Origin of the sequence: Cystobacter fuscus, from assembly GCF_044360685.1 — a bacterium.
Taxonomy (GTDB): domain Bacteria; phylum Myxococcota; class Myxococcia; order Myxococcales; family Myxococcaceae; genus Cystobacter; species Cystobacter fuscus_C.
On sequence record NZ_CP043491.1, the window covers coordinates 7021267 to 7047128 of the forward strand.

Sequence of the window (25862 nt, forward strand, 5' to 3'; positions counted from 1 at the left end):
ATACTCCATGGGTTTCGTCCAGGAGGTGCCCAGACGGGTAACACGGCCCATGGACAAAGGAAAGCCCAATCCAACCGCGCAGGTCATGACTCCGACCCGACTCGCCAGAGCGGCACAAGCGCCTTTTCAGGCGTTGTGCGCCAACCCCGGCGAAATGTGGATGGATGAGTGAGCCAGCACGACCTGACTTCTCAGGTCATGCACGGACACAGCCAGACGGGACAGCACAAGAGGCTGGAGGCCCATGTATGTGTACAGCAGGCGCGCCTCACGCCTTGGGCAGCCACACGGTGAAGCAGGTGCCCTGCCCCACTTCCGTGCGCAGCTCGATGGTGCCCGCCGCCTCGCTCACCACCCGCCAGGCCACGGACAGCCCCAGGCCCACGTTGCTCCACACGTCCTTGGTGGTGAAGAAGGGCTCGAAGACGCGCGAGCGATGCTCGGGCGCGATGCCCTTGCCCGTGTCCTCCACCTCGAAGAAGCCCCGCCCGTCGCGCTCCCCCGTGCGCAGGATGAGCCGGCGCTGCTCGGACTTCATCATCGCCGTGCGCGCGTTGGACACCAGCGCCAGCACCACCTGGGACAGGTGCCCCGGATCCGCCCGCACCCGCACGGGCGGGCTCGCCAGCTCCATGGAAATCTGGATGCCCTCCGCCTGAATCTGGTTCTCCGTGAGCGAGAGCGCGTCGCGCAGCACGACTCCCAGGTCCACCGGGCGCAGCTCGGGCCGCGCGCGTTGCTGGGAGAAGCGCAGCAGGTTCTGGGTGATGTCCTTGCACCGCTTGGCGCTCAGCTCGATCTTCCGCAGCGTCTCGAAGTCCGGATCCTTCTCGCCCCGCTCGAGCATCAGCAACTGCGTGTTGCCGAGGATGCCCGCCAGGGGGTTGTTGATCTCATGCGCCACGCCGGCGCCGAGCTGGCCCACCGCCGCGAGCTTCTGGGCCTCGAGCAACTGGCTCTGCGCGGTCTTCAGCTCCGCGGTGGCCTCGTCCACGCGCGCCTTGAGCTCGTCGTTCCAGCGCAGCATCCGCTCCCGGGCCCGCTCCAGCTCGCCGCCCATGGCATTGAAGGTGGAGGCCAGGTCGCTCAGCTCGTCATCCCCATCCACCTGGACGCGCTGGTGCAGCTCGCCCCGGCTGAACGCCTCCGCGCCGGACACCACGCGGGCCAGCCGGCGGTTGATCCGGCGGGTGAAGAGCGCCCCCACGCCGAGCAGCACCACGAAGGCGCCCAGGATGAACAACAGCACCGTGCGGCGCATGGCCCGTACCGGGGCCAGCACGGAGGCCTCGTCCAGGGACACCACCACCGCGAAGTCGGGCACCTGGGGCACCCGCGCGGTGCTCACCCTCAGGGCGAGCGGCTCCACCCGGAAGCTCCGCCCCGCCGTGCCGTCCGCGGCCACCAGGGGTGAGGCCAGCGCCGGCTCCAACGCCTGCAAGCGGCGTCCGGCCTGGGTGCTGAGCAGGATGCTTCCCGCCGACACCTTCACCAGCTCTATCCGTCCGAGCTCGGGCCGCGCGCGCCGCGCCAGGAGCGACTCCAGCTCGGAGAAGACGACCTCGGCGAGCGCGAAGGAGGAGTTCTCGCCATCGGCGAGCTTCACCGCCATGGCCATCGCCGTCTGGCCGGAGGGCTGGTGCGCGTAGACACCGCCCAGGAAGACCTGGCCCCGCTCCGCCTTGCGCAGCGAGCGCACCGGCACGGCCTGGGCGAGCGCCAGCGCCGCGGTGGGCTCGAAGGCCGGATGGTCGTTCCTTCCCTCCGCCTGGTAGAGCGGCGCCCCCTGGGGCCTGCCCTCCGCGTCGACCGCCAGCACCGCGCTCACCGCGTAGGACTGCCCGTAGAGCAGCTTCAGCCCGCCCTCGAATTCCGCGGGGGTGGTGATGTGCTCCCAGTCGATGAGTCCCGCCGAGCGCCCGAGCGCCTCCGCCGTCTTCATCAGCTCCCCGGAGAGCGCCTCGGCGGTGGTCTCGGCGATGAGGCCCTGCTCGGAGACGATGCGGCGAGTCAGCTCCGACTCGGCTTCCGACAGCAGCGAGAAGCCCACGGCCGCCAGGGGCAGCACCGAGGCGGCCAGCATGAAGAGGATGAGCTGCTGGTAGAGTCTCATCCCACGCTCGTCCGCACGAAGGCCTGGTCGCGATCACTGCGCAGGTAGACCGAGCCCGGAATGGACTTGGCGCGCTTCTTCATGTCCGAGGCCCGCCGCGCCAGCTCCGTGAGCGCCTGGCCGGGCACGCTGTCGCTGAGCACCGCCACCACCGACACGCTCATGATGGGACAGCGGCGCGTGTCCCCGTAGCGCCCCTGCGTCTCGATGTAGCCGCGCTCCCGGTCCTGCTTGTCGTAGTAGAGCGGAATGAGCCGATCGAAGACCTCGAGCGCGCGCTGGCACACCCGGTCCACGCTCTCGGCGGAGGTGACGAAGACGAAGTCATCCCCCGTCATGTGGCCGAGGAAGTCGCCGGGCAGCCCCTCGCGGGCGAGCACCTCGCGCAGGAGATCTCCCGTCTGGCGGATGACGCCATCGGCCTTCGCCAGGCCGTAGTAGTCCTGGTAGGCCTTGAGGTTGTCCAGATCCAGGTAGCAGTAGGCGAACGGGGTGCGCTCGGCGCAGCGGCGTTGGATCTCCCGCTCGATGGCGCCCGGACCGGGCAGTTGGGTGGTGGGCGAGGCGCCGCGCTCGCGCTGCTTGCGGCGCAGCACCGCCTCCACGCGCGAGCCGAGCGTCAACGCGTCGAAGGGCCTGGCGAGCACGTCATCGGCGCCGCGCTTGAGGGCGCGCACCTTGATGGACGTGTCGGCCGAGGGGGCGAGGAAGAGGACGGAGATGGAGCCGCTGGCGCGCTCGGCCTTGATCTCCTCGAGGAAGTGGTAGCCATCGCCATCGGGCAGTTGCTCGTTGAGCAGCAGCACGTCCGGGCGGTACTCGCCCAGGGCGCGGTGGGTGAGCACCAGGGAGGTGGCCACGCGCACCTCGTAGCCGAGGCCGCCGAGCGCCTCGTGGCAGAGCGAGGCCATCTTCTCGTCGGCGTCGGCGAGGAGCACGCGCCCCTGGGACTTGCCGGCGCGTCCGCGCACGAGCGAGTCCACGGTGGCCACCAGGCTCTCGGCGCTCAGGGGCATGGACAGGAAGGCATCCGCCCCGGCCCGGAAGGCGCGCGGGCGCTCGTCGAAGGCGGAGAGGACGAGCACGGGCAACAGGCGCGTGCGCGGATCCTGCCGGAGCAGCTCCGTGAGCCGCAGCCCATCGATGACGGGCAGCCGGGCATCCACGAGCATCGCGTCCGGTGGCAGGGTGCGCGCGAGCGACAGGGCCTCCTCGGCGTTGGGCACGATGCGCACCGCGTAGCCGCGCGCGCGCAAGAGCGCCTTGGTGATGAAGGCGATGTTCGGATCGGACTCCACGAGCACCAGGAGGCCGCGCGGCGCGGCGTCCTGCTTGCGTGGGGAGTCCAGCTCCTCGGGCCGGGGCGGCTCGGCGCCGGGCTCCAGGGGGAACACCGCGATGAAGCGCACCCCATCCGAGCACGGCTCGCTCCAGATGTGGCCGCCGTGCGCCTGCACGATGTTGCGGCAGATGGCCAGCCCCAGCCCGGTGCCGCGCACGGTGCGGTTGGCCTGGGTGCGCGCCTGCTCGAAGCGGTCGAAGATGCGCTCCAGGTTCTCCTCGGCGATGGGCTCGCCGCTGTTCCAGCACGACATGGCGAAGTAGCCAGGCACCGCCGAGGTGCTCTTGAGCGCCAGCCGCATCTGGCCGCCCTCGGGGGTGAACTTGGCGGCGTTGGTGAGCAGGTTGTTGAGCACCTGGGTGATGCGGTTGGGATCCACCTGGGCGCGCTGGCCATGTTGCGGCAGGGCGGTGGTCATCGTCACGCCGCGCGCCTGGAAGGCCGGGCCGTACTTCTCCACCGCGCGGCGCACCAGCTCGTCCACGTGCGTCCACTCGAAGTTCATCCGCAGCCGGCCCTTGGCGAACTTGGCCAGGTCCAGCAGGTCATCCACGATGGCGTTGAGCTTCTCCGTCGAGTCGCGCGCGAGCATGAGGTAGCGCCGCTGCTTCTCGTTCATGTCCGTGGTGAGGAAGTTGAGCACCAGATCCAACGAGCCGGAGATGGAGGTGAGGGGCGTGCGCAGCTCGTGGCTCACCATGTGGACGAACTCGTCCTTGCGCTCCTCGAGCTGCTTCTGCTCGGTGACGTCGCGCAGCACCACGCACACGCCGCGCAGCGCGCCCCGCCCATCGTGCACCGGGGTCACCGTGGTGTGGATGGTGCGCGCATCCAGCGTGAGCTCCTCGCGCAGCACCTGGGTGCTGCCCGCCTCCCAGCCATGCACCAGCTCGAAGGGATCGAACCCGAGCCGCTCGCGCAACCGCGCTCCGGCGTCCGGGAGGGAGCCGTCCCCCAGCCGCAGCATGCGGCGCGCGGCGGGATTGAGCACCACCACCTCGTTCTTCTCGTCGGTGAGCAGCACGCCATCGGCCATGGACTGCACCATGCGCTCGATGCGCTGGCGCGAGGCCTCCTCGGAGGCGCGCAGGGCCTGGATGGCGGCGGCCGTCCGGTTGGCGAGCGTGTCGAGCAGCGCGCCATCCTCCTCGGAGTAGGCGTTCGCGCGTTCGGAGAAGAGCGACAAGAGCCCCACGGGACGGCCCTCGGCGGTGAGGGCCACGGTGAGCTGGCTGCCCCAGACGACCGGGGCGGCGGTGTCCGGGGACGTGGAGCCCTCGACATGGGTGATGACGCGATCCTCGGACAACATCAGCCCCGAGCGCTTGCTCCAGGCGCCCAGCATGGACTCCTTGACGCCGAGCAGGGCCTGCTCGCCCACGGCCAGCCCCTGGCAGCGCAGGCGCAGGGTGGCCGTGCGATCCCACCCCACCGCGATGAGGGCCGCGCCGCAGTCGTACGGCAGCACGCGCGACATCGCCACGAGCACCCGATCGATGATGGCGTCGTAGTCGAGCGGCTCCCCGGCGCTCGCGCGGCTCACCTCGTAGAGCACGTCGAGCGCCTCCACCCGCTGGTGGAGCTGGCGCAAGAGCCGCTCCTTGTCGCGCCGCAGCTGGGTGTAGTCCACCGCGTTCTTCACGGTGAAGACGAGGTCGTTCAGGTCCCACGGCTTGGTGATGTAGCGGTAGACCTGCCCCCGGTTGATGGCCGCGATGATGTCCTCGGGGTTGGTATAGCCGGTGAGCAGCAGCGCCGTGACGTCGATGCCCTCGGAGCGCGCGGCCGTCACCAGCTCGATGCCCGTCATCTCCGGCATGCGCTGGTCGGTGATGAGCACGTCCACGGGGTGGCGTCTGAGCAGCTCCAGGGCCTCGCGACCCGAGGAGGCCGAGAGCACCTGGTAGCGCTTGTGGAACATGCGCTGGAGGAGATCGATGACATCCGGCTCGTCATCGACCAACAGCAGGGTATGTCGGGTGTCGGACACGGTTGGCCAAGTCTACGCCCAGCCGGGGTGCCCCCTCAGCATCCGTCCTCGGGGGGCCGGAGGACCCTTGAACGCATTGACTCTATACGTATGTTCAGGGAGCATGCTGGGACTGAAAGCCTGTTTCGCAGGTGGGTTGCCCACCAGCCGAGGGAGCCGGGCATCATGGAAGAGCTGACCGAACGTCAACGGGAAATCCTCGCCTTCATCGTGAAGGAGACCGAGTCGCGGGGCTTCCCGCCGACCATCCGGGAGATCGGCGAGGAGATGGACATCCGCTCGACCAACGGGGTGAACGATCACCTCAAGGCGCTCGAGCGCAAGGGCTACCTCAACCGGGGCGAGCAGCAGAGCCGCTCGCTGGTGCCCACCAAGCGGGCGCGCCTGCTCTTGGGCCTGGGCGTGAAGAAGGAATCGGGGATGGTGGAAGTCCCCCTGCTCGGCAAGGTGGCGGCCGGCGCGCCCCTGCTCGCCCAGGAGAACGCGGAGGACTCGGTCCGCATCGACAGCTTCCTGTTGGGGGGCAACGGGCGCGAGGTGTTCGCGCTGCGCGTCAAGGGCCAGTCGATGATCGACGACGGCATCTTCGACGGGGACTACCTCTTCGTGCGCAAGGCGGCGCAGGCGCAGCCCGGCGACATCGTGGTGGCGCTCATCGAGGACGAGGCCACGGTCAAGCGCTACTACCCCGAGGGCGATCGCATCCGCTTCCAGCCGGCCAACGCCACCATGCAGCCCATCTACGTGAACCGGGCGGACTTCCGCTCCACCATGATCCTCGGCCAGGTGGTGGGCGTGTACCGCAAGCTGCCCGGCGGCAAGAACTGAGCGCTCCCCTCTCCGGAATGCACGGTCCGTTTTTCGCGTAATACACGGATCGTGCCTACCTTGGGCGAAGAGAGGAGCCGGAGGCCGCGCCGTGTTGCCTGATGACCAGGCGGGCGGGAGCCACCCGGACGCACCGCGGGAGCCTTGAATTCCCGAAGCGGAGGGTCCGTATCAGAACGCCATGACGTTTCGTCCGCTCCTGCTGGCCTGCCTGCTGGGCGTGTCCTTCGCCTCTCCCGCGCTGGCGGCGCCTCGCGCGCCCGCGAAGCCGGCGGAGGTGAAGGCGAAACAAACGTCCACCACGTCCGGCGCCGTCGCGAAGAAGTCCACGCCCGCGAAGTCCACGCCCGCGAAGACGAAGCGCAAGGTGGTGCGTCCCTCCCGGGGCCGGCGGGTGGCCCAGCGCGCCACGGGCCTCGTGGGCGCGTCGCTCTCCTCCTACCGCGTCCCGGATGATTGTTCGGGACTGGTGCGGCTGGCCTACCAGTCCGTGGGGGTGGAGCTGCTCTCGCACGGCACCCGCCCGGGAGAGAACGCGGCGAGCGCCATGTACCGGCGTGCCCAGGCCAAGGGGGCCCTGCACCGCAAGACGCCCCAGCCCGGCGACATCATCTTCTTTCGCGAGACGTATGACCGCAACCGCGATGGCCTGCGCAATGACGGGGTGACGCACGTGGGCGTCATCGAGTCGGTGGCCCGCGACGGCACCGTCGTCTTCGTGCACCGGGGCGGCAAGGGCGTGGGACGGGCGCGGATGAACCTGCGCCACTCCGGGCACCAGGGCACGGGGGGACGCGTCCTCAACGACTACATCCGCAAGGCCGAACAGGGCGAGAGCGCGCGCCTCACGAGCGAGCTGTTCATCGGGTACGCGTCGTCCGGCCGCCTGTAGGTGGAGGCTTCCGTGAGGTCCACGGCCACCAGGGGGCGCCGGTACGGGCATACCGGGGGCGGCCCCACGACGAGGAGCGCGGTGGGGATGCTCTCGATGAGTCCTCGTGGAAAGAGGCCAATGGCGAGGGCGAGCCGTTCGCGCGGGCTTGCCTCCCGGCGGTAGCACAGCGCCGGGAACATCTTTCCCAGGTTGGACAGGAGGGTCACCGCCAGCACGAGGTGGAGACAATTCGTGACCGTTTGACCGAAAACCCGAACCTGGTCATATTGTCCGCATGGCAGCGTCTTCTCCCCCATTGGCCGCGCCTGCCGGCCGTACATCCGCCGAGCTCCGGCGCCAGCGCATCCTCCAGGTGGCCAAGAGCCACTTCGAGCGCTTCGGCTTCCGCCGTACCCGCATCGAGGACATCGCCCGCGAGGCGGGCATCGCCAAGGGGGCCGTCTACCTGGAGTTCGAGAGCAAGGAGGTCCTGCTCCACGCGGTCATCGGCACCCTGTTCGAGGAGATAGGGCGCCGGTACGCCGCGGAGGTGATGGTGTTGGAGTCGCCCCGCGAGCGGCTGCGCGCCACGCTGCGCTTCTCCTACCGCGAGCTTGCCCGCGATACCTTGTTCGAGCGGCTCGTCCGCGAGGATCCCGAGGTGGCGGTGCTCCGCACCCTGGCGGAGTCCGGAGACAACCCGCGCAAGGCGGATGCCCAACTGGAGATGATTCGCGGCTGGGTGCGCGAGGGGATCGAGCAGGGTGAGTTCCGCGCCGATCTGGACATCGAAGCGGTGCCCTTCGTCCTGGGGCTGATGCGCTTCCTGCACTACCACACCGGGCTCGTCACCACCGGAGACCGCATCTCCCGCGAGCGCCTGCTCGACGCCGTCATCGACATCTTCATCGCGGGTCTCTCCGCGCCCACTCCCCCTGCTCCGCCCCCGCGCAAGCGCCCAGGCGGGGGTTCCAAGAGGTAAGGCCATGCATGCCATCGAGATTGAGCGGCTCTCCCGCGTCTACGGCTCTGTCCGGGCGGTGGACGGGGTGAGCTTCCACGTGGAGCCCGGAGAGATTTTCGGCTTCATGGGTCACAACGGCGCGGGGAAGACGACCACCCTGCGGATGCTGCTCGGGCTGACGCGTCCCACCTCGGGTGGTGCCCGGGTGCTCGGCCACGACGTGGTGCACGAGAGCCTCGCGGTGCGCCGTCAATGTGGCTTCCTTCCCGCCAGCTACGCGCTCCCGGCCCACATGACGGCCCGCCAGTTCCTCCATTACATCGCCGCCATGTTCGACCTCGACGCCAGCGTGGCCGAGGCGCGCATCCAGTCGCTGCTCCAGCTCTTCGGACTCGAGGCCGCGGCGGACCGGAAGCTCGGCGGCTTCTCCACCGGCATGACCCAGAAGGTGGGGCTCGCCCAGGCCCTCGTCAACGAACCCCGCGTCCTGCTGCTGGACGAGCCCACCTCGGGGTTGGATCCGCTCGGCCGCCACGAGCTGCTCGCTCACCTGCGCCGCCTGTCCTCCGAGCGCGGCGTCACCGTGCTCTTCTCCAGCCACATCCTGTCGGACATCGAGACGCTGTGCCGGCGCGTCGCGGCGCTGCACCAGGGCAGGCTCGTCGCCTTCGGCCCTGTCGAGGCGCTCAAGCACGAGCACCGCTCGGCGAACATGGACGAGCTCTACCTGTCGCTCGCGCGGAGGGCCGCATGAAGGCGCGCTTTCTCTGGCTCGACATGCGGGCCACGCTCGGCGAGCGCAAGACCTGGCTGGCCGCGGGCCTGATGCTCTACGCGGCCATCTCCATGCCCTTCGTCGCGGCGAAGCCGCCCGAGCACGTGCGCTCGGCGCTCGGGGGGTGGTTCTCCACGTCGGATCCCTTCCTCCTCTTCCTGTTCATCTGGACGGACCTGGCGATGAACAAGTGCATCCTCATCCTCGGGGTGGTGCTCGCGGGCAGCCTGCTCATCCGGGAGCGCGAGACGGGGCAGCTCGCGGTGCTGCTGTCCAAGCCCATCTCGCCCGCCGCGTACTTCCTGACGCGGACGTTGTCGGCCTGTGCCGTCATGGCGGTGCTCTACGTCGGCACGCACCTGGCCGCCGCGCCGCTGCTCGCCCGGAGCGTGCCCGGGTTCCGCGCGGGGCTCTTCTTCGCCTCCATGGCGGTGCACCTCTTCGCCGCGTTCTTCACCGTCTGCTTCAGCGCCCTCATGTCCGTGCTCATCCAGCGGCGGGCCATGGCGGGACTCGCCAGCCTGCTGGTGCTCAGCCTGCTCGTGGGTATGGCCTTCATGGGCTTCTACAACCCCGCCTGGAGTGGCCTCTCCGCCTTCAACCCCCTCACCCAGGGCATCTCCGTGCTCGGCCACGTGGACGACCTGCGCCCCGGGCACGTGCTGACGCCCATTGCCCTCCTGCTGGGAATGAACGCGGCCGTACTCGCGCTCGGCGCCCTCCGGGTGCGCCAGTGGGAGGTGTGACGCCATGCCGGCCACTCATCGCCGCTACCGCCTCATCGAGGCCCGCCATGTCCTCGGCTGGCTGCCCCTCGTGTCCCTGCTCGTGGGCATCGCCATCGTCGTCTTCACGGCCGTGCTCATGCCGCTGTTTCCCTCCCCCGTCATCACCTTCATGGAGCGCGCGTTCCTCATCCGCGGAATGGGCGCCGTCATCCTGCTCAACGAATACGTCGGCATCTACTTCATGGTCTTCTTCGGCGGTGCCGCGGGACTGATGCGGGCCCTCGTCGAGCCACGCGAGAACCGGGCCCTCGACATGCTGCTCAGCAAGCCCATTTCCCGCCGCGCCTTCCTGATGGCCCGGGTGGGCCCCCTCCTACTCGCCTCCACGGCCGTGGGCGTGGTGATGTCCCTGGCCCTGGGGCTCGCCGTGCGGCCCTTCACCGGCGAGGGCTCCGACGTGAGCGTCGCGGGAGCAGTGGGCGCCGGGCTCATCTTCACGGCCCTGGCGGTGGTGCTGCTCTGCGTGCTCGTCGTCCCGCTGCTCCTGGTGCGTGACGCGTTCCAGGGACTCCTCATCGCGTTCGCGATGTGGCTCCTGCCGATGCTCCCCACCGCGCTGCTGCTCTACCGCCCCGACCTGTACGAGGGGCGCGACAGGCTGCGAGACCTGCTCGTCCTGGGCCCGAACCTCCTCTGGTATGACGCGGCGGTGCCACTGCTCACGGCCATGGCGCTGACCGTGGCCGCGTTGGGCTGCTGGGGGGCACTCGTGCTCGGCACCCGCGTGTTCGAGCGCGCGGAGTTGCGTTGAGCGCACCCACCGTCGCGGCACCCGCGCGTGTCAGGACACGCATCATCGCTCGGGGATGCCGGAAGGCCGAATGACGTCAGACATGGAGTTTGACCAGAAATTCCATCTCAGGAACGCGCCGCTCCTCAGGTCTCTGTCCAGGTGGAAAGGCAGGTGGACGCCGGTCGGAGACTTTCCCCGCGCCACCCCGGGTTTCTTCGTCATCACCCAGGCCGGCGAGGCAGTGAGCCCTCGCCTCATGGAGGCGCACCATGAAGCAGGAGACGAAGCAGAAACCCTTCTTCGCGCGGTTGCTCGAGGCGCAGGGCACCGAGCCCTCCGAGAATGGACAACACGCGACGCGGAAGTACCCCTCGGACAATGACGAGGACCAGACGCTGAAGTACCCCTCGGACGGAGAAGACCTCGGAGGGGCCTGAGCCCCGCCCTCAGGGGCACTTCTTGTTGGGCGTGCCCCCATCTCCCGCGAGGCGAGCGCACGCGGCGCGCACTACGGCCTCGTCCTTCAACTCCCGGGCGAGCGCCGCGGTGCGCCGCTGCAGCTCCGCGTCCCGGGCATGGTCCGGCTCGGCGCTCAGGTTGGTGAGGATGCGCAGCGCATCCGGCTTGCGCCCGAGCGTCGAGAGCAGCTCGGCCAGATCCATGAGCTCGCGCACATCCGAGCCCGACACCGTCTCGAGCGCCTTGCCCAGCTCCTCCTCCGCCGCCTCGCGCTCGCCACGGCCCAGGTGGATGCGCGCGATGGCCACGTGGATGATGGCGCGCTCCTTCACCCGCAGGGACTCGCGGTAGGCCGCGAGCGCATCACCCGGCTTGTCCAGGCGCGTGTAGATCTCCCCGACGAGCTCCCACAGCGTGGGATCCCTCGGCGACTGGCGCGCCGCCTCGCGGTAGGACTCGGCCGCGGGGAGCAGTTGCCCGGCGCGCACCTGCTCGTCTCCCAACGCCGAGAGCAGCGCCGGATCCCTCACGCCCTTGGGGCCCGTCCACTCCCCGAGCATCAACAGGGCCTCGGCGTGGCGCCCGTCGGCGATGAACACCTCGGCGGCGCGCAACACGAGCGGGGCCTTGGCGGCGTTGGGGCTCGCGTCAGCCGCGAGCAGGAAGTGCTTCACGGCGGAGTCCTTCTCACCGCGCTTGAGCGCCAACTCCCCGAGCTGCTCCAGGGCATTGAAGTCCCGGGGGTAGAGGGCCAGGGCCTTGCGCAGGGCGCTCTGGGCCTCCTCTGAGTGACCGAGCTGGGCATGGATGAAGCCCACCCGGCTCCAGTTGGTGGAACGCTTGGGATCGCGTTGGAGGGCGAGCTGGAACTGGGTGAGCGCCTCGTTGAGCTTGCCCATGGACAGGTAGACCTCGCCCATGGCGGCGGGCAGCCGGGGGTCGTCCGGGGACAGCTTCTTCATGGAGCCGAAGGAGGCCAGGGCCTGCTCGAAGTTGCCCTGGAGGTACTCGGTGGTGCCCTTGATGTAGTAGCCCTCCGCCCGCTCCTTGGGGCCGGGCTTGGGAGGACCGTCCTCGCAGCCCGCGAGCAGGAGGACGAGCAGGGACAGGACGCGCCAGCGCGGATGCATGGGAGGGTGGGCTCCAGGCTCAGAAGTGCCAGACGATGCCGGCGTTGAGATCGAGGTTGAGGCCACTGCCCAGCCCCCCATCCGCCAGGCCGAGCGTCGCCTGGGCGATGTTGGTGGAGGCCTCGAGCTGCACGCCGAGGTGATTGAAGAACAGGTACTCGAGCCCTACGAATCCGATGACGGTGGGCAGCGGGCCCGTCTGCCGGAAGATGCCGAACTCGCCGAAGGACAGTTGCACGCCCAGCCCCAGACCCCAGTACGGACGCAGGGGGTTCTCGATGCCGTGGTAGTGGCGCAGCCCGAGCACGCCGGGCACCACGTTGAGACCACCCTTGGTGCCCGTCTGCGTGGAGGTGACGAAGGTGAGGCCCAGCTGGCCGAACACCACCCACTCGGGATGGAACTGGTAGCCGAGCTCCACGTCGCCGCCGGGGTTGAACGTGGAGAGGTTGGAGATGAGGCTGTTGTTGATGCGCACGCCGGCGAGGAACGAGCCCTGGCTCGGGCGGCCTTCCTCGGGCAAGGGCGACGTGGCGCGGGCATTGGGGTCCGGCACGAGCGTGGCGAGGATCTGATCCGCCAGGGACACGGCGGCGCGGGGAAGGGCCTCGCGGGCGGCCACCTCGGCGCGGGGCCGGAGCAGGGCACGCCCGCTCTCCGAGTCCATCAGGGTGGCGGTGAGCAGGAAGCGCGAGCCGAAGGCATCGAGCCGGCCGGTGACGACATAGCGGGCCTTGGTGGCGCGCGCGGCTTCCTGCTCGCACGAGCCGTCCGCGCACGCGCCCGCGGTGCGCACGGCCTGGACATCCGACTCGGTGGACACGGCGAGGCGGGGGGACTCGGCGAGCCGGCTCGCCATGAGCGCCGTCAGGCCAGGGGCTTCCTCACGTGCCTCCGCGTCGGCCTTGAGGGGCAGGAGCACGAGGCGCATGGGCGCGGGAGTCTCCGCCTCGGGGGTAGGAGGCGCCGGGGCCTCGGAGGCGGGCCGGGCGTCGGCGGCCGGGGCGAGCAGGAGCAGGAGGAGCAGCAGCGGCGGGAGACGGCACACGCGCGACACTCTAGTGCCTGACGCTTCCGGGTGGGGCACGGAGAGAGGCGCCCCTCCCGTTCGGTCCATCATCGGACGCACACGGGACTCACATGGGACTCACGAGGAGGGCAGCGCGCCCAGGTAGTCGAGCGGATCCACCGGCTTGCCATCCACGCGCACCTCGAAGTGCAGCTGGGGGCCGCTCGTCTTGCCCGACTCGCCCACCGTGGCGATCACCTGCCCGCGGCGCACCTTCTGGCCGCTGCGCACGCGCAGGTCGCGGTTGTGCGCGTAGAGCGTGATGAGGTGCGCGGAGTGCTGGACGATGACGATGAGGCCGTAGCCGCGCTGTTCCCCCGCGTACAGCACCTCGCCCTCCTGGGCGGTCTTCACCGGAGAGCCCACGGGCACGGCGAGGTCGATGCCGTCATGGGGCTCGCGGCCCTTCTTGCCGAAGCGCGCGTAGAGGACGCCGCGCAGGGGCCAATCCAGGGTGCCCTTCGTCTCCGGGACGGGCCTGGGGGGCTTCTGGGGCGGGGGCCGGGACGACGGACGGCGCGACGGCGACGAGACGAGGGGCCCCCGGGACGAGGTGGTGGGGTTGGACGTCGCGGGTGCGCGCGCGGGTGGCGGCGAGGACTCGGTGGCCACGGGAATGGGCCGGGGAGCACCGGGAATCACCAGCTCCTGGCCCACGGAGAGCGTGCGCGGATCCTTGATGCCGTTGGCCGCGGCGAGCTGCTCCACGCTCAGCTGGTGGTTGACGGCGATGCGGTAGAGCGTCTCGCCTGGGGCCACCGTGTGGGTGCGCGAGGAGGGCACGGGCGGCTCGGAGACGAGCTCCAGCTCCGGGTGGGGCTCGTGCAGCTCGGCGAGCTCGATCGGAGGTGCGGAAGAGGAAGGCACGGCGGAGGGGCGCAGGGCGGCGGGCGCCACGGCGCAGCCGGAGGCCGTCAGGAGCGCGAACAGCGCGAGCAGTGCCGGACTGGCCGCCGCGCCCCGCAACCTCAATCCCCTCCCCTGCCCGCGCCCGGGAAGCCCTCGAGGGTCCAGCCCTCCAGGTCCTTCAACGTGCGGGTGTCGGTGAGCTCGAAGTTGAGCGGCGTGACGGAGATGAGGCGCTGGTCGTGCACGGCGTTGCAGTCGCTGCCGGGCAGATCCTCGTGCGCGTAGGTGCTGCCGCCGATCCAGTAGTACTTGCGGCCGCGCGGGTCTTCCTTCTCCACCACGTCATAGCCGTACGAGTGCCGGCCGAGGTGGGTGATGGCGTAGCCCCGGGGCTCGCCCGAGGGCACGTTGACGCTCAAGAGCATCCGCGAGGGAAGCTGGGGCTGGGCGAGCGCGGCGGCCACCAGCGAGCGGGCGAAACGCGCCGCGTGCGTGAAGTCGAACGGGGCGCGCGACACCAGGCTGAAGGCGATGGAGGGGATGCCCAGCAGCGCCGCCTCGCGGGCGGCCGCCACCGTTCCCGAGTAGTTGACGTCGTCGGCCAGGTTGGCCCCGTGGTTGATGCCGGACACCATGATCTTCGGGCGATCATCCTTCAGGAGGTGATGGATCGCCAGATAAGCGCTGTCCGCGGGGGTGCCATCCACGGAGAACCAGCGCTCGCGGACCTCGGTGAGGCGCAGGGGGCGCCAGAGGGAGATGGCGTGCGAGGCCGCGCTCTGCTCGCGATCGGGCGCCACCACCCACACCTCGCCCAGGGGACTGACCGCGTCCACCAGGGCCCTGAGCCCCTCGGAGAAGTAGCCGTCATCGTTACACACCAGGATGCGGGGTTGCTGCGTGCCGGCCACTTCTCCGCCTTTCTTCAGGTTGTCTGTCTACCCGGGGCCTACTTGGCCTTCAGTCCCTTGATGGACTTCATGCCCGCGTACCGGGCGCCCGCGCCCAGTTCCTGCTCGATGCGCAGGAGCTGGTTGTACTTGGCGATGCGGTCCGAGCGCGAGGCCGAGCCCGTCTTGATCTGTCCACAATCGAGCGCGACGGCCAGGTCCGCGATGGTGGTGTCCTCGGTCTCGCCCGAGCGGTGGCTCATCACCGAGGTGAAGCCGGCCTTGTGGGCCATGCGCACCGCGTCGAAGGTCTCCGTGAGGCTGCCGATCTGGTTGACCTTCACCAGGATGGAGTTGGCGGTGCCCGCCTCGATGCCGCGGCTCAGTCGCTCCACGTTGGTGACGAAGAGATCATCTCCCACGAGCTGGATCTTCCCGCCGAGCACGTCGGTGATCTTCTTCCAGCCGTCCCAGTCGTCCTCGGCCATGCCGTCCTCGATGGAGACGATGGGGTAGCGCGACACGAGCTGCTGGTAGTAGTCGAGCAGGCCCGAGGCGTCGAACTCCTTGCCCTCGCCCTTGAGCTTGTACTTCTTGGAGCCCTTGTCGAAGAACTCGCTGGCGGCCACGTCCATGGCGAGGAACACCTGCTCACCGGCCTTGAAGCCCGCGGCGGAGATGGCCTCCATGATGAGCTTGAGCGCCTCCTCGTTGGCCGGCAGGTCCGGGGCATAGCCGCCCTCGTCGCCCACGGCGGTGTTGAGCTTGCGGCCCTTGAGGATCTTCTTGAGCGCGTGGAAGATCTCCGCGCCCCAGCGCAGGCCCTCGGAGAAGGTGGGAGCGCCCGCGGGCACCACCATGAACTCCTGCACGTCCACGCGGGTGTCGGCGTGGGCGCCGCCGTTGAGGATGTTCATCAGGGGCACCGGCAGGGTGCGCGCCTGGGAGCCGCCGATGTAGCGGTAGAGGGGCAGACCGTGGGCATCCGCCGCGGCGCGCGCCGTGGCCATGGACACCGCGAGGATGGCGTTGGCGCCCAGCTTGCCCTTGGTGGGCGTGCCGTCCATCTCGATCATCTGCTGGTCCACGGCGTACTGATCCGCCGCGTCCATGCCCACCAGCTCGGGGGCGATCTTCTCGGTGATGTGCTCGACGGCCTTGCGCACGCCCTTGCCCAGGTAGCGGCCCTTGTCGCCGTCGCGCAGCTCCAGCGCCTCGTGCTCGCCGGTGGAGGCACCCGAGGGCACCGCCGCACGGCCCTTGGCCCCACCCGCCAGCAACACCTCGGCCTCCACGGTGGGGTTACCGCGGGAATCGAGTACTTCACGTGCCACGATTTGAGCGATCTCGGTCATGGCGCGGGGTTCTAGAGGACGTCCCCCAGGCTCGCAAGCAGACTGCTACACTTCGCGGGCACTTCACTCCCGCCCCCTCTCCCGCCATGCCCCCGCGCCGCCCCACCGAGTCCCCTCCCGACCTCTCCCCACGCCTGCGAGGCCGGGGCGCCCTCCTGGGCCTCGCCGTCGGGGACGCGCTGGGCACCACGTTGAAGGGCCGGCGGCTGGTCGCCCCGGCCTTCCCGCACCTGTCCGACGGCGTCCACCGGAACATGCGCGGAGGCGGTCCGTTCTCCCTCAAGCCGGGCCAGGTGGGCGAGAGCGGTCAGATGGCCTGCTGCCTGGCCGGGGGCCTGCGGGAAACCGGCGCCTATGACACGGAAGCCCAGCTGCGCCGCTACCTGAAGTGGCGCCAGCATGCCGTGGGCATGGACGACTACACCCGGGAAGTGCTGACCGAGATGGCCGAGTCGACCCTGCCCAAGGCGGCCGCCTCGCAGCGCCTGTGGGTCAAGGACGGGCGCAAGCGGGCGCTCAACGGCAGCCTGGCGCGCACCGCGCCCCTCGGCGTGTTCTATTCCAAGGACGCCCAGACGCGTGCCCTGGCCTCGTTCGCCGACAGCATGATCACGCACTACGATCCGCGCTGTCTGCTGGCGTGCGCCACCCTCAACGCCTCCATCGCCCATGCGATCCACGCGGGGGACAAGCTGAACAAGGAGGACCTGATCAAGGCCACGCTGCGCGAGCTGGCCGTGATGAGCGCGCTGCTCGGGCGCACCATCAGCGCCGTCGTCAAGGACGTTGCCTCCGCCACCGCCGACGTCCGGGAGGACCTGGCGGTCTCCAACCAGAATGATCCGCTGCTGTACTGGCCGGAGCTGCACATGCACCGCAAGCTGGACCATGTGCGCGTGGCGTTCCGCCTGGCCTACTGGGAGCTGTGGCACGCGCCCTCGTTCGAGGCGGCGCTGGTGGACGTCGTCAACCGGGGAGGAGACTCGGACGTGAACGGTGCCGTCACCGGAGCGCTGCTGGGCGCTTTCTACGGAGAGGAGGCCATTCCCGTGGCCTGGCGCCAGGCCGTCCTGGAGGCACTCAACTTCCGGGCCGGGCCGCTGTGGACCCTCTACCACCCGAAGGACATGATGCTGCTCGTGCCCTGAAGGCCCAGGGGGCTCTACCCCCGGCACTCAGCCGAGCAGATCGATGATGACGACGCCGCGCGGCGGCTTCTCGTCATCCTCGGCGTCCGAACGGCGCCGGGGGCGCTCATCGGGCCGAGGCAGGGGGATTTCCAGCACGGGACGATCCCGGTCATCCCGGTTCCGTTCCCGGCGCTTGATTTCCTCGATGATGAAGGCGTCGAGCATGGGTTCGGTTTCTCCCTCAACCTACGTACCCCTGTGGACGCTCGTCACTCCCTCGGGAGGGGCCGCCGCCACGGGTGCTTCCACTGCAAAGTAAGGGCCCCATTCGCGATTGGAGGACTCCTGGGCTGGCAAGCCCGCTTGTCCGTCCTCCACCCGACAGCCGGACCCGGTGGAACGTTCCCCTGTCCAAGGGTCGTCCACCCCCCGACATTCAGAACGTGAGGTAGATTGTAATAAACTTGTACGGGCCCGCAAGCGATGCCTGGGGCCCCGTCATGCACCCCCCGAAAAGACAGGTACGGCGGGAGGGGGGCCCGGTCTCCCGCCCGCTCCTTGGTGGACCGAGGAGGGGACCTAGGTTCCCTCGGCGCGGCGCTTGAAGGAGTCCAGCATCTTGGGCAGCGAGGACTCGGTGAGGGTGTTGACGATGGCCTTGGGGACGAGGGGCCCCAGGGCGAGCTCCACCGTGTAGGTGGCCTTGGTGCGGCCCTCGCCGTCGGGCTCTAGCACCCAGCTGCCCTTGTTGTCCTTCATCACCTCACCCTCGACGAAGGTCCAGGACATGCGCTTGGGGCGCTCCTCGGTGACGAGGATGGTGTAGCGGATGGTCTTGATGACATCCACCTCGTACTGGAGCTTGACCGTGTTCTCCTTGCGATCGAGGACGCGGATCTTCTTCACCTCGGAGAGGAACTCCGGGTACTTCTCGTACTGGGTGATGACGTCGAAGAGCTTCTCGGGGGGGGCGTTGATGACGATGGAGCGAGAGGCGCCAGCCATGGTGTGTGTCTCCGAGGGGTAGAAAAGTGCTCTGAAGAGGTTGAGAGAGTGCCTAGAAGTTGTAGCCCGGCTTCTTGTCGAACTTGTGACGGGACTGGATGAAGCGCACCGTGCCGGTCTTGCTGCGCATGACCACCGAGTGCGTCTCGCACCCGCCGCCGAAGAAGCGCACACCACGCAAGAAGTCGCCAGAAGTAACGCCCGTGGCGGCGAACATCACGTCGCCGCTGGCCAGCTCCTCGGCGGAGTAGATCTTGGAGATATCGGTGATGCCCATGCGCGCGGCACGGGCGACTTCCTCGGCGTTGCGCGGCACGAGCCGCCCCTGCATGTCCCCGCCCACCGAGCGCACGGCCGCGGCGGAGATGACACCCTCGGGCGCGCCGCCGGTGCCCATGAGCACGTCCACGCCCGTGTCCTCGAAGCAGGTGGCGATGGCGCCCGCCACGTCCCCGTCGTCGATGAGGCGGATGCGCGCGCCCGCGGCCCGCACCTCCTTGATGAGCTCCACGTGACGCTCGCGCTCGAGGATGATGACGGTGAGGTCGGCCACGTAGACCTTCATCTTCTCCGCGATGGAGCGCAGGTTCTCCGTGGGGCTGCGGCGCAGATCGATGGCGCCCCGGGCGCGCGGGCCCACGGCGATCTTCTCCATGTACGTGTCCGGCGCGTTGAGCAGCTTGCCCTTGTCGGCCATGGCCACCACGGCGATGGCGCCCGGGCGGCCGTAGGCGCACAGGTTGGTGCCCTCGAGGGGATCCAACGCGATGTCCACCGAGGGATCATCCGCGTGGCGCCGGCCCACCTCCTCGCCGATGTAGAGCATGGGGGCCTCGTCGCGCTCGCCCTCGCCGATGACCACCGTGCCGTTGATCTGCAGGGCGTCGAAGGCACGGCGCATGGCGTCCACGGCGGCCTGGTCCGACTCGTTCTTGCCGCCGCGGCCCATCAGCCGCGCGGAGGCGATGGCCGCCATCTCGGTGACGCGCACGACCTCCATGGCCAGGTTGCGATCCATTGTGGGTTCCTCCTGAGGAAACGGGTGTGAAGAGGTGGAGACTCAAGCCGCCGTTTGCAACAACTGCACGAGCACGGGCGGCAGGCGCGTGGGCCTGCCGTCACGGCCCACGCATGCATGAACGGTCTGTCCGGTGCACAGCAGGGTCTCGGGAGCCCCCTCGCGCCGGACGTCATACTGGAAGGTCAGCGAGGCCCGCTTGAGCTCGCTCACCCGGACGTGCACCAGCAGCACGTCGTCATAGCGCGCGGGAGACTTGTAGGCGATGGAAGCTTCCACCACGGGCAGCATCAGTCCCTCGCGTTCCACATCCCGGTAGCTGCCACCCCTCGCGCGGAAGTACTCGCCCCGGGCGAACTCGAAGTAGCGGAAATAATTGGCGTGATACACGACACCCATCTGGTCCGTGTCGCCGTAGATGACTCGGATTCGTGCCTCGACCATGAGTCCCGCCGACCGTAACAAGGCAGTGTCCGACCGGGAAGCATGAGCCCTGGGAGTTGGTTGCTTCTGAGCACGAGGCGTGGAGGATGCGAGCCCATGCTCCGCCCCCGCGCTCCCCTCCCCCTGCTGCTGCTCTTCCTCGCGCTGCCCGCCTGGGCGAAGCCTCCCCGGTTGACGCTCTTCATCACCGTGGATGCGATGGGCTCGGATCTGCTGCTGCGCACCCGGCCCCGGCTCCAGGGGGGCCTGGGCAAGCTGATCGACTCGGGGGCCTTCTACCCGTACGCGCGCTACGACTACGCCAAGCCGCGCACCGCGCCGGGCCACGCGACGCTCGCCACCGGGGCCAACCCGTGGCGCCATGGCATCGTGGACAACCGCGTCATCGATCGGGCCACGGGCAAGCCCGCGCGCGTCTTCCCGGACGCGCAGCACCCGGTGCTGGAGGCGCCCCTGTCCGAGGACGACGTGAGTCCGGCCAACCTCCTGGCGGAGACGCTCGCGGACCGGTTGCGGCTGGCCACGAACGAGCAGGGCAAGGCGGTGGCCCTGTCGGGCAAGGCGCGCTCGGCCATTCCGCTCGCGGGCCGGCTCGGCCAGGCGTACTGGTTCGACGAGACCGTGGGGAAGTTCGTCACGGGCACCTGGTACACGAAGGAGCTGCCCGGCTGGCTCAAGGACTTCAACGCGGCCAACCCCCCCACCACCTGGTTCGGCAAGACGTGGGAGCCGGTGCGGCCGCGCACCGAGTACCTCGGCGAGGATGATCGCCCCTACGAGGGGGGGTACTACGAGCTCGGGCGCGTCTTCCCCCACCCGCTCACCGGAGGGCTCAAGGCGCCGGGTCCCGACTCCTACAGCGCCTTCGCCATCTCCCCGTTGTCGCTCGACCTGGTGGTGCGCGCCGCCGGGGCCGCCATCGCCGGCGAGGGGCTGGGCAAGGACGAGGTGCCGGATCTGCTCGCGGTGAGCTTCAGCGCCACGGATCGCGTCTACCACCAGTACGGCCCGAACTCCTGGGAGATGCAGGACACGATGTTCCGCCTGGACAAGGCGGTGGGAGATCTGGTGGCGCTGGCCGAGCGCGCCGCGGGGGGCCGCGCGAACCTGCTGGTGGTGCTCTCGGCGGACCATGGTGGCGCGGCGGCGCCCGAGTACTGGACGGCCCAGGGCATGGAGGCGCACCGCGTGAACCCGAGGGAGCTGTCCAAGGGCCTCACCGAGGCACTGCGCCAACAGTTCGGTGGGGACGTGACGGCCACCGTCGAGGAGCTGGACGTGTACCTGGGAGGCAAGACGCTGGAGGGCGGCAAGGTGGACGGGGCGACGGTGCGGCGCGCCGCGGCGGGCTGGCTGAGGAAGCAGCCCGCCATCTCCCTGGCGGTGGCGAGCGATGATCTACCCACGCTGCCGGACATGGCGGGGCTCGCCACGGCCCTGCGGCGCGGCTACTACCCGGGACGCAGCGGCGACGTGCTCTTCGTGGTGAAGCCCTTCCACGTCATGAGCGCGGATACCGTTGGCACCAACCACGGCGCGCCCTACGCGTATGATCAACTGGTGCCCTTCGTGCTCGCGGGCAAGGGCGTGCGCCCGGGCACGTACACGCAGCAGATCAGCACCACCGACGTGGCACCCACCGTGGCGGCGGCGCTGGAGATGAACCTCCCCGCGTCCGCCGAGGGACACCCCCGCTCGGAGGCCCTCGGAACCGGACGCTGAGGCGGCTCACGGGGCCTGGAGGATCTCCAGGGACAGGTCCATGGCGCGCGCCGAGTGGGTGAGCGCCCCCATGGACACGAAGTCCACGCCGAGCTTCGCCAGCCGGGGCAGCCGCTCCAGGGTGATGCCGCCGGAGACCTCGAGGGGAATCCGGCCGGCCGTCAGCTCCACCGCGCGGCTGATCTGCGCGTCGTCCATGTTGTCGAGCATCACCACGTCGGCGCCTTCCTCGAGCGCCTCGGCGAGCTGCTCCAGGGTGGTGACCTCGATTTCGATCTTCACGAGCTGGGGGGCGTTGGCCCGGGCGCGGCGGAGCGCCTCGCGCACCGAGCCCCCCACGGCCGCGATGTGGTTGTCCTTGATGAGGATGCCGTCGAAGAGGCCGAAGCGGTGGTTGAAGGCCCCGCCCGCCTTGACGGCCAGCTTGGACAGCGAGCGCATGCCCGGGGACGTCTTGCGCGTGTCGAGCACGCGCAGGCGGGTGCCCTGCACGGTGGCCATGACCTGGCGGGCCATGGTGGCCATGCCCGAGGTGCGCTGGACGATGTTGAGGGCGGTGCGCTCGGCGGTGAGCAGCGAGCGCAACCGGCCATGGACCCGGGCCACGAGCGCCCGATCCTGGACCTCCTGGCCATCCGACGAGAGCAACTCGATGCGGACCTCGGGGTCCACCTGCTGGAAGACGCGGGCGAAGGCGTCCAATCCAGCGAGGACGAGCCGCTCCTTGGCGATCAGCTCAGCGGAGCCCAGGGCCTCCGCCGGGACGAGCGCGTGGGTGGTGATGTCCCCCGCCGCCCCGAGGTCTTCCTCCAGGGCGAGCGAGATGAGGCGATCCAGGAAGGCATCCATGCGCGTCGTGTCTCCCGTGGCTTTCTACCGGCGGGACTTCGCCGGCTTTCCCTTGGCCTTCTTCGCGGGCGCCGCCTTCTTGGCCGGAGCCTTCTTCGCCGACGCCGCCTTCTTGGCCGGAGCCTTCTTAACGGGCGCCGCCTTCTTCGCGGACACCTTCTTGGCCGGAGCCTTCTTCGCGGGCGCCGCCTTCTTGGCCGGGGCCTTCTTCGCGGGCACCGCCTTCTTGGCCGGAGCCTTCTTCGCAGGCGCCGCCTTCTTGGCCGGAGCCTTCTTCGCGGGCGCCGCCTTCTTGGCCGGAGCCTTCTTCGCGGGCGCCGCCTTCTTGGCCGGAGCCTTCTTCGCGGGCGCCGCCTTCTTGGCCGGAGCCTTCACCGGCCTGGAGGACCCAGACTTCCGGGCAGGAGGCGCCGCGGGCTCCTCCTCGTCCTCGTCCTCGTCGGAAATGGCCTCGACGACGTCGTCCTCATCGTCATCCTCGGTGTCGACGACGGCTTCGACGACGTCGTCCTCATCGTCATCCTCGGTGTCGACGACGGCTTCGACGACATCGTCCTCATCGTCCTCCTCGACGACCGCTTCGGAGGAGATGACCTCCGCCTGGACGAGCTGGGCCTCGACGACGTCGTCAACGCCGACGATCTCGGCCGTGACGGGCTGGGACGCGGGAGTGGAAGCGGGCGCGGAGTCCCGGCCCTCTAAGTCCGCCACCGTCTGTCCGGAGGTGGGCTCCGCGGCCTGGGGCGAGAGCCGCTCCAGGTTGTCCCGGAGCTTGGTCACGCGGGCCTCGAGCTCCTCGACGCGGGCGCGATCCTTCTCCACCACGTCCGGGGGCGCCTTGGCGACGAAGCTGGGGTTGTCCAGCTTGCGCTTGATGCCACCGAGCTCCTGCTCGGAGCGGGTGATCTCCTTGCCCAGGCGCTCGCGCTCGGCGTCCACGTCGATGAGGCCCGCGAGCGGCACGAAGATCTCCAACTGCGCGCTGACGAACGCCGCGGACAGGGGCGGCTTGGCACCCGGCGCGGCGATGTGCAGCTCACCGAGGCCAGCCAGGCGCGTGACATCCCCCCGCCAGCGCTCGAGCAGCTCGCGGGTGCGCGCGTCGGCGCTCTGCACGTGCGCGGTGATGCGGGCCGAGGGCGCCAGGTTGCTCTCGCCGCGGATGTTGCGCAGCCCCTCGATGGCGGTGATGACGGTGCCGATCTCCGCCTCGGCGGCGGTGTCCTCGAGCGACACGTCCGGCTCGGGGAACGGGGCGATCATGATGGAGTCCGTCTGCCGGGTGAGGGGCAGCTTCTGCCAGATCTCCTCGGTGATGAAGGGCATGAACGGGTGGAGCAGCCGCAGGATGCGCTCCAGGCAGTACACGAGCACCGCGCGGGTGGTGTCCTTGGCCTGGGCGTCCTCGCCGTAGAGCGAGCCCTTGGCCAGCTCGATGTACCAGTCACAGAACTCGCTCCAGAGGAACTGGTAGAGCGTGGAGGCGGCCTCGGCGAAGGCGTAGGCCTCCAGGGAGGTGCGCGTCACGGCGATGGTGCGCTGCAGCCGCGAGAGGATCCACCGGTCGGCGAGCGTGAGGGGGCGCTCGGTGAGGGGCCGGGAGTCCAGGGTGAAGTCGCCCATGTTCATGAGGGCGAAGCGGCTGGCGTTCCACAGCTTGTTGGCGAAGGCCTTGTAGCCGGCCACGCGGTCCAGCGAGAGCTTGATGTCGCGGCCCTGCTGGGTGAGTGAGGCCAGGGTGAAGCGCAGCGCGTCCGCGCCGTGCGGGGGCATGCCCTGGGGGTACTTGTTGCGCAGGTTCTTGTTGAGCTGCTCGGGGGGCGCGCCGAGGACGATGTCGAGGGGATCGATCACGTTCCCCTTCGTCTTGGACATCTTCTCGCCCTTCTCGTCGCGCACCATGGCGTGCAGGTAGATGGTGCGGAAGGGCACGTCCTTCATGAAGTGCAGGCCGAACATCATCATCCGGGCGACCCAGAAGAAGAGGATGTCGTGGCCCGTCTCCATGACGGAGTTCGGGTAGAAGGCGCGCAGATCGGCGGTCTGCTCGGGCCAGCCCAGGGTGCTGAAGGGCCACAGGCCGGAGGAGAACCACGTGTCGAGCACGTCCGGGTCCCGCGTGAGCCGCGAGCCCGAGCACTTGGGGCACTTGTCCGGCGCCGCGCGCGCCACGATGGGCTCGGCGCGCGAGTAGTCGATGGAGCCGGTGGCCTCCAGGCGCGGGCTGCACTCCTCGCAGTACCAGGCGGGGATCTGGTGGCCCCACCACAGCTGGCGGCTGATGGTCCAGTCGTGGATGTTGCGCATCCAGTGGAAGTACGTGTTGGTCCACGACTCCGGGATGATCTTCGTGCGGCCCTGCTCCACCGCCTCGATGGCGGGCTTCGCCAGGGGCTCGATCTTCACGAACCACTGCGGAGACAGGCGCGGCTCCACCACGGTGGCGCAGCGCTGGCAGCCGCCCACGGACAGCTTGTGCGGCTCTTCCTTCTCCAGCAGGCCCTGCTCGGTGAGATCCTCGAGGATCTTCTTGCGCGCGGCGTAGCGGTCCATGCCCGCATAGGGGCCACCCTCGCTGTTGATGCGCGCCGCCTCGTCCAGGACGCTGATCTGCGGCAGCTTGTGGCGCAGGCCCGTCTGGTAGTCGTTGAAGTCATGGGCGGGCGTCACCTTCACCACGCCGGTGCCGAAGGCTGGATCCACCAGCTCGGCGTCGGCGACGATGGGGATTTCCCGGCCGATGAGCGGCAGCACCACGGACTGGCCCACAAGTCCCTGGTAGCGCGGATCCTCCGGGTGGATGGCCACGGCGGTGTCGCCGAGCATCGTCTCCGGGCGGGTGGTGGCGACGGTGAGCCGCCGGTCGCTGCCCTTCACCGGGTAGTGGATGTGCCAGAGCGAGCCCTGCTTCTCCTCGTGCTCGACCTCCAGGTCGCTGAGCGCGGTGAGGCACGAGGGGCACCAGTTGATGAGCTTCTGGGCCCGGTAGATGAGGCCCTCCTCGTACAGCCGCACGAAGACCTCGCGCACGGCGGCCGAGACGCCCGGATCCATGGTGAAGCGCTCGCGGCTCCAGTCCAGGCTCGCGCCGAGCACCTTCTGCTGCTCGTTGATGCGTTGGCCGTACTTGTTCTTCCACTCCCAGACGCGCTCGAGGAACTTCTCGCGGCCCAGGTCATGGCGGCTCTTCTTCTCCGTCTGCTTGAGCTCGCGCTCCACCACCATCTGCGTGGCGATGCCGGCGTGGTCCGTGCCCGGCACCCAGAGCGTCTTGAAGCCGCTCATGCGCTTCCAGCGCACGAGGATGTCCTGGATGGTGGCGGTGAGCGCGTGGCCCAGGTGCAGGCTGCCCGTCACGTTGGGCGGGGGCAGCACGATGCTGAAGGCGGGCTTGTCGGCGTCGGCGTCGGCGCGGAAATAGCCGCGCTCCTGCCAGCAGGCATACCAACGGGCCTCGACCTCCTTGGCATCATAGGACTTCGGCAGTTCGGTCGTGTCGCTCATAGAAAAAACACAACCGGCCCCTCGGGCCGGT

General features: G+C 69.4%; 22 protein-coding genes. 9 read left to right on the top strand and 13 right to left on the bottom strand.

Features of this window, described 5'->3' with window-relative positions; translation table 11 throughout:
• Window positions 1-268: 268 nt before the first annotated feature.
• Both F0U63_RS28620 and F0U63_RS28625 read right to left on the bottom strand, forming a co-directional pair.
• Complete coding sequence (locus F0U63_RS28620; RefSeq protein ID WP_395834484.1) at window positions 269-2113, bottom strand: sensor histidine kinase; 1845 nt, start codon at window positions 2111-2113, stop codon at window positions 269-271.
• Window positions 2110-5445: a response regulator gene (locus F0U63_RS28625; protein ID WP_395834486.1), complete on the bottom strand. Its 3336-nt coding sequence runs from the start codon at window positions 5443-5445 to the stop codon at window positions 2110-2112. The genes F0U63_RS28620 and F0U63_RS28625 overlap by 4 nt, the downstream gene beginning before the upstream one ends.
• 165 nt (window positions 5446-5610) lie before the next feature.
• Between F0U63_RS28625 and lexA the strand changes: the two genes are divergently transcribed.
• The 7 genes from lexA to F0U63_RS28660 all read left to right on the top strand — a co-directional run bounded on the left by lexA (window position 5611) and on the right by F0U63_RS28660 (window position 10844).
• A complete protein-coding gene (gene lexA, locus F0U63_RS28630; protein WP_002630426.1) occupies window positions 5611-6273 on the top strand; it encodes a transcriptional repressor LexA in 663 nt (220 codons plus the stop codon).
• 181 nt (window positions 6274-6454) lie between these two features.
• Window positions 6455-7165, top strand: a complete 711-nt coding sequence (locus tag F0U63_RS28635) for a CHAP domain-containing protein (protein ID WP_395834488.1) — start codon at window positions 6455-6457, stop codon at window positions 7163-7165.
• Between the two features lie 298 nt (window positions 7166-7463).
• Window positions 7464-8129: a TetR/AcrR family transcriptional regulator gene (locus tag F0U63_RS28640; RefSeq protein WP_395834490.1), complete on the top strand. Its 666-nt coding sequence runs from the start codon at window positions 7464-7466 to the stop codon at window positions 8127-8129.
• 4 nt (window positions 8130-8133) lie between these two features.
• Window positions 8134-8865, top strand: coding sequence for an ABC transporter ATP-binding protein (locus tag F0U63_RS28645; RefSeq protein ID WP_395834492.1), 732 nt, complete (start codon window positions 8134-8136; stop codon window positions 8863-8865).
• The gene (locus F0U63_RS28650; RefSeq protein ID WP_395834494.1) at window positions 8862-9632 is read left to right on the top strand and encodes an ABC transporter permease subunit; all 771 of its coding nucleotides are present in this window, start codon (window positions 8862-8864) and stop codon (window positions 9630-9632) included. Before F0U63_RS28645 ends, F0U63_RS28650 begins: the two co-directional genes overlap by 4 nt.
• Before the next feature lie 4 nt (window positions 9633-9636).
• A complete protein-coding gene (locus F0U63_RS28655) occupies window positions 9637-10425 on the top strand; it encodes an ABC transporter permease (RefSeq protein WP_395834496.1) in 789 nt (262 codons plus the stop codon).
• A 251-nt stretch (window positions 10426-10676) separates the two neighbouring features.
• A complete protein-coding gene (locus tag F0U63_RS28660) occupies window positions 10677-10844 on the top strand; it encodes a microviridin/marinostatin family tricyclic proteinase inhibitor (protein WP_395834498.1) in 168 nt (55 codons plus the stop codon).
• 9 nt (window positions 10845-10853) lie between these two features.
• On the opposite strand, the gene F0U63_RS28665 is transcribed toward F0U63_RS28660, so the two are convergent.
• From F0U63_RS28665 to eno, 5 genes are all read right to left on the bottom strand, one after another.
• Window positions 10854-11996 carry a tetratricopeptide repeat protein gene (locus tag F0U63_RS28665; protein ID WP_395834500.1) on the bottom strand — a complete coding sequence of 381 codons (1143 nt, stop codon included), beginning with the start codon at window positions 11994-11996 and terminating at the stop codon, window positions 10854-10856.
• 19 nt (window positions 11997-12015) lie between these two features.
• A complete protein-coding gene (locus F0U63_RS28670) occupies window positions 12016-13044 on the bottom strand; it encodes a hypothetical protein (RefSeq protein ID WP_395834502.1) in 1029 nt (342 codons plus the stop codon).
• 99 nt (window positions 13045-13143) lie between these two features.
• On the bottom strand, window positions 13144-14031 hold the full coding sequence (locus F0U63_RS28675) for a LysM peptidoglycan-binding domain-containing M23 family metallopeptidase (RefSeq protein ID WP_395848438.1): 888 nt from the start codon (window positions 14029-14031) through the stop codon (window positions 13144-13146).
• Between the two features lie 2 nt (window positions 14032-14033).
• Complete coding sequence (gene surE, locus F0U63_RS28680; RefSeq protein ID WP_395834504.1) at window positions 14034-14825, bottom strand: 5'/3'-nucleotidase SurE; 792 nt, start codon at window positions 14823-14825, stop codon at window positions 14034-14036.
• Between the two features lie 38 nt (window positions 14826-14863).
• Window positions 14864-16159: a phosphopyruvate hydratase gene (eno, locus tag F0U63_RS28685; protein ID WP_395834506.1), complete on the bottom strand. Its 1296-nt coding sequence runs from the start codon at window positions 16157-16159 to the stop codon at window positions 14864-14866.
• Window positions 16160-16245: 86 nt separating this feature from the next.
• Between eno and F0U63_RS28690 the strand changes: the two genes are divergently transcribed.
• Window positions 16246-17307, top strand: a complete 1062-nt coding sequence (locus tag F0U63_RS28690; RefSeq protein WP_395834508.1) for an ADP-ribosylglycohydrolase family protein — start codon at window positions 16246-16248, stop codon at window positions 17305-17307.
• A 27-nt stretch (window positions 17308-17334) separates the two neighbouring features.
• Here the strand turns inward: F0U63_RS28690 and F0U63_RS28695 are convergent, their stop codons facing one another.
• The 4 genes from F0U63_RS28695 to F0U63_RS28710 all read right to left on the bottom strand — a co-directional run bounded on the left by F0U63_RS28695 (window position 17335) and on the right by F0U63_RS28710 (window position 19756).
• Window positions 17335-17514, bottom strand: a complete 180-nt coding sequence (locus F0U63_RS28695; RefSeq protein WP_071902205.1) for a hypothetical protein — start codon at window positions 17512-17514, stop codon at window positions 17335-17337.
• Window positions 17515-17868: 354 nt separating this feature from the next.
• Window positions 17869-18294, bottom strand: coding sequence for a type II toxin-antitoxin system RatA family toxin (locus tag F0U63_RS28700; protein WP_395834510.1), 426 nt, complete (start codon window positions 18292-18294; stop codon window positions 17869-17871).
• Window positions 18295-18346: 52 nt separating this feature from the next.
• Window positions 18347-19312: a class II fructose-bisphosphatase gene (gene glpX / locus F0U63_RS28705; protein ID WP_395834512.1), complete on the bottom strand. Its 966-nt coding sequence runs from the start codon at window positions 19310-19312 to the stop codon at window positions 18347-18349.
• A 42-nt stretch (window positions 19313-19354) separates the two neighbouring features.
• Window positions 19355-19756 carry an acyl-CoA thioesterase gene (locus tag F0U63_RS28710; protein WP_395834514.1) on the bottom strand — a complete coding sequence of 134 codons (402 nt, stop codon included), beginning with the start codon at window positions 19754-19756 and terminating at the stop codon, window positions 19355-19357.
• Window positions 19757-19852: 96 nt separating this feature from the next.
• Here F0U63_RS28710 and F0U63_RS28715 point away from each other — a divergent pair, with 96 nt between their 5' ends.
• Entirely contained in the window at window positions 19853-21478 is a 1626-nt protein-coding gene (locus tag F0U63_RS28715) for an alkaline phosphatase family protein (protein ID WP_395834516.1), read from the top strand.
• 6 nt (window positions 21479-21484) lie between these two features.
• Here the strand turns inward: F0U63_RS28715 and nadC are convergent, their stop codons facing one another.
• Entirely contained in the window at window positions 21485-22327 is an 843-nt protein-coding gene (gene nadC, locus F0U63_RS28720; protein WP_395834518.1) for a carboxylating nicotinate-nucleotide diphosphorylase, read from the bottom strand.
• A 24-nt stretch (window positions 22328-22351) separates the two neighbouring features.
• Window positions 22352-25831: a valine--tRNA ligase gene (locus F0U63_RS28725; RefSeq protein WP_395834520.1), complete on the bottom strand. Its 3480-nt coding sequence runs from the start codon at window positions 25829-25831 to the stop codon at window positions 22352-22354.
• Window positions 25832-25862 lie beyond the last annotated feature (31 nt).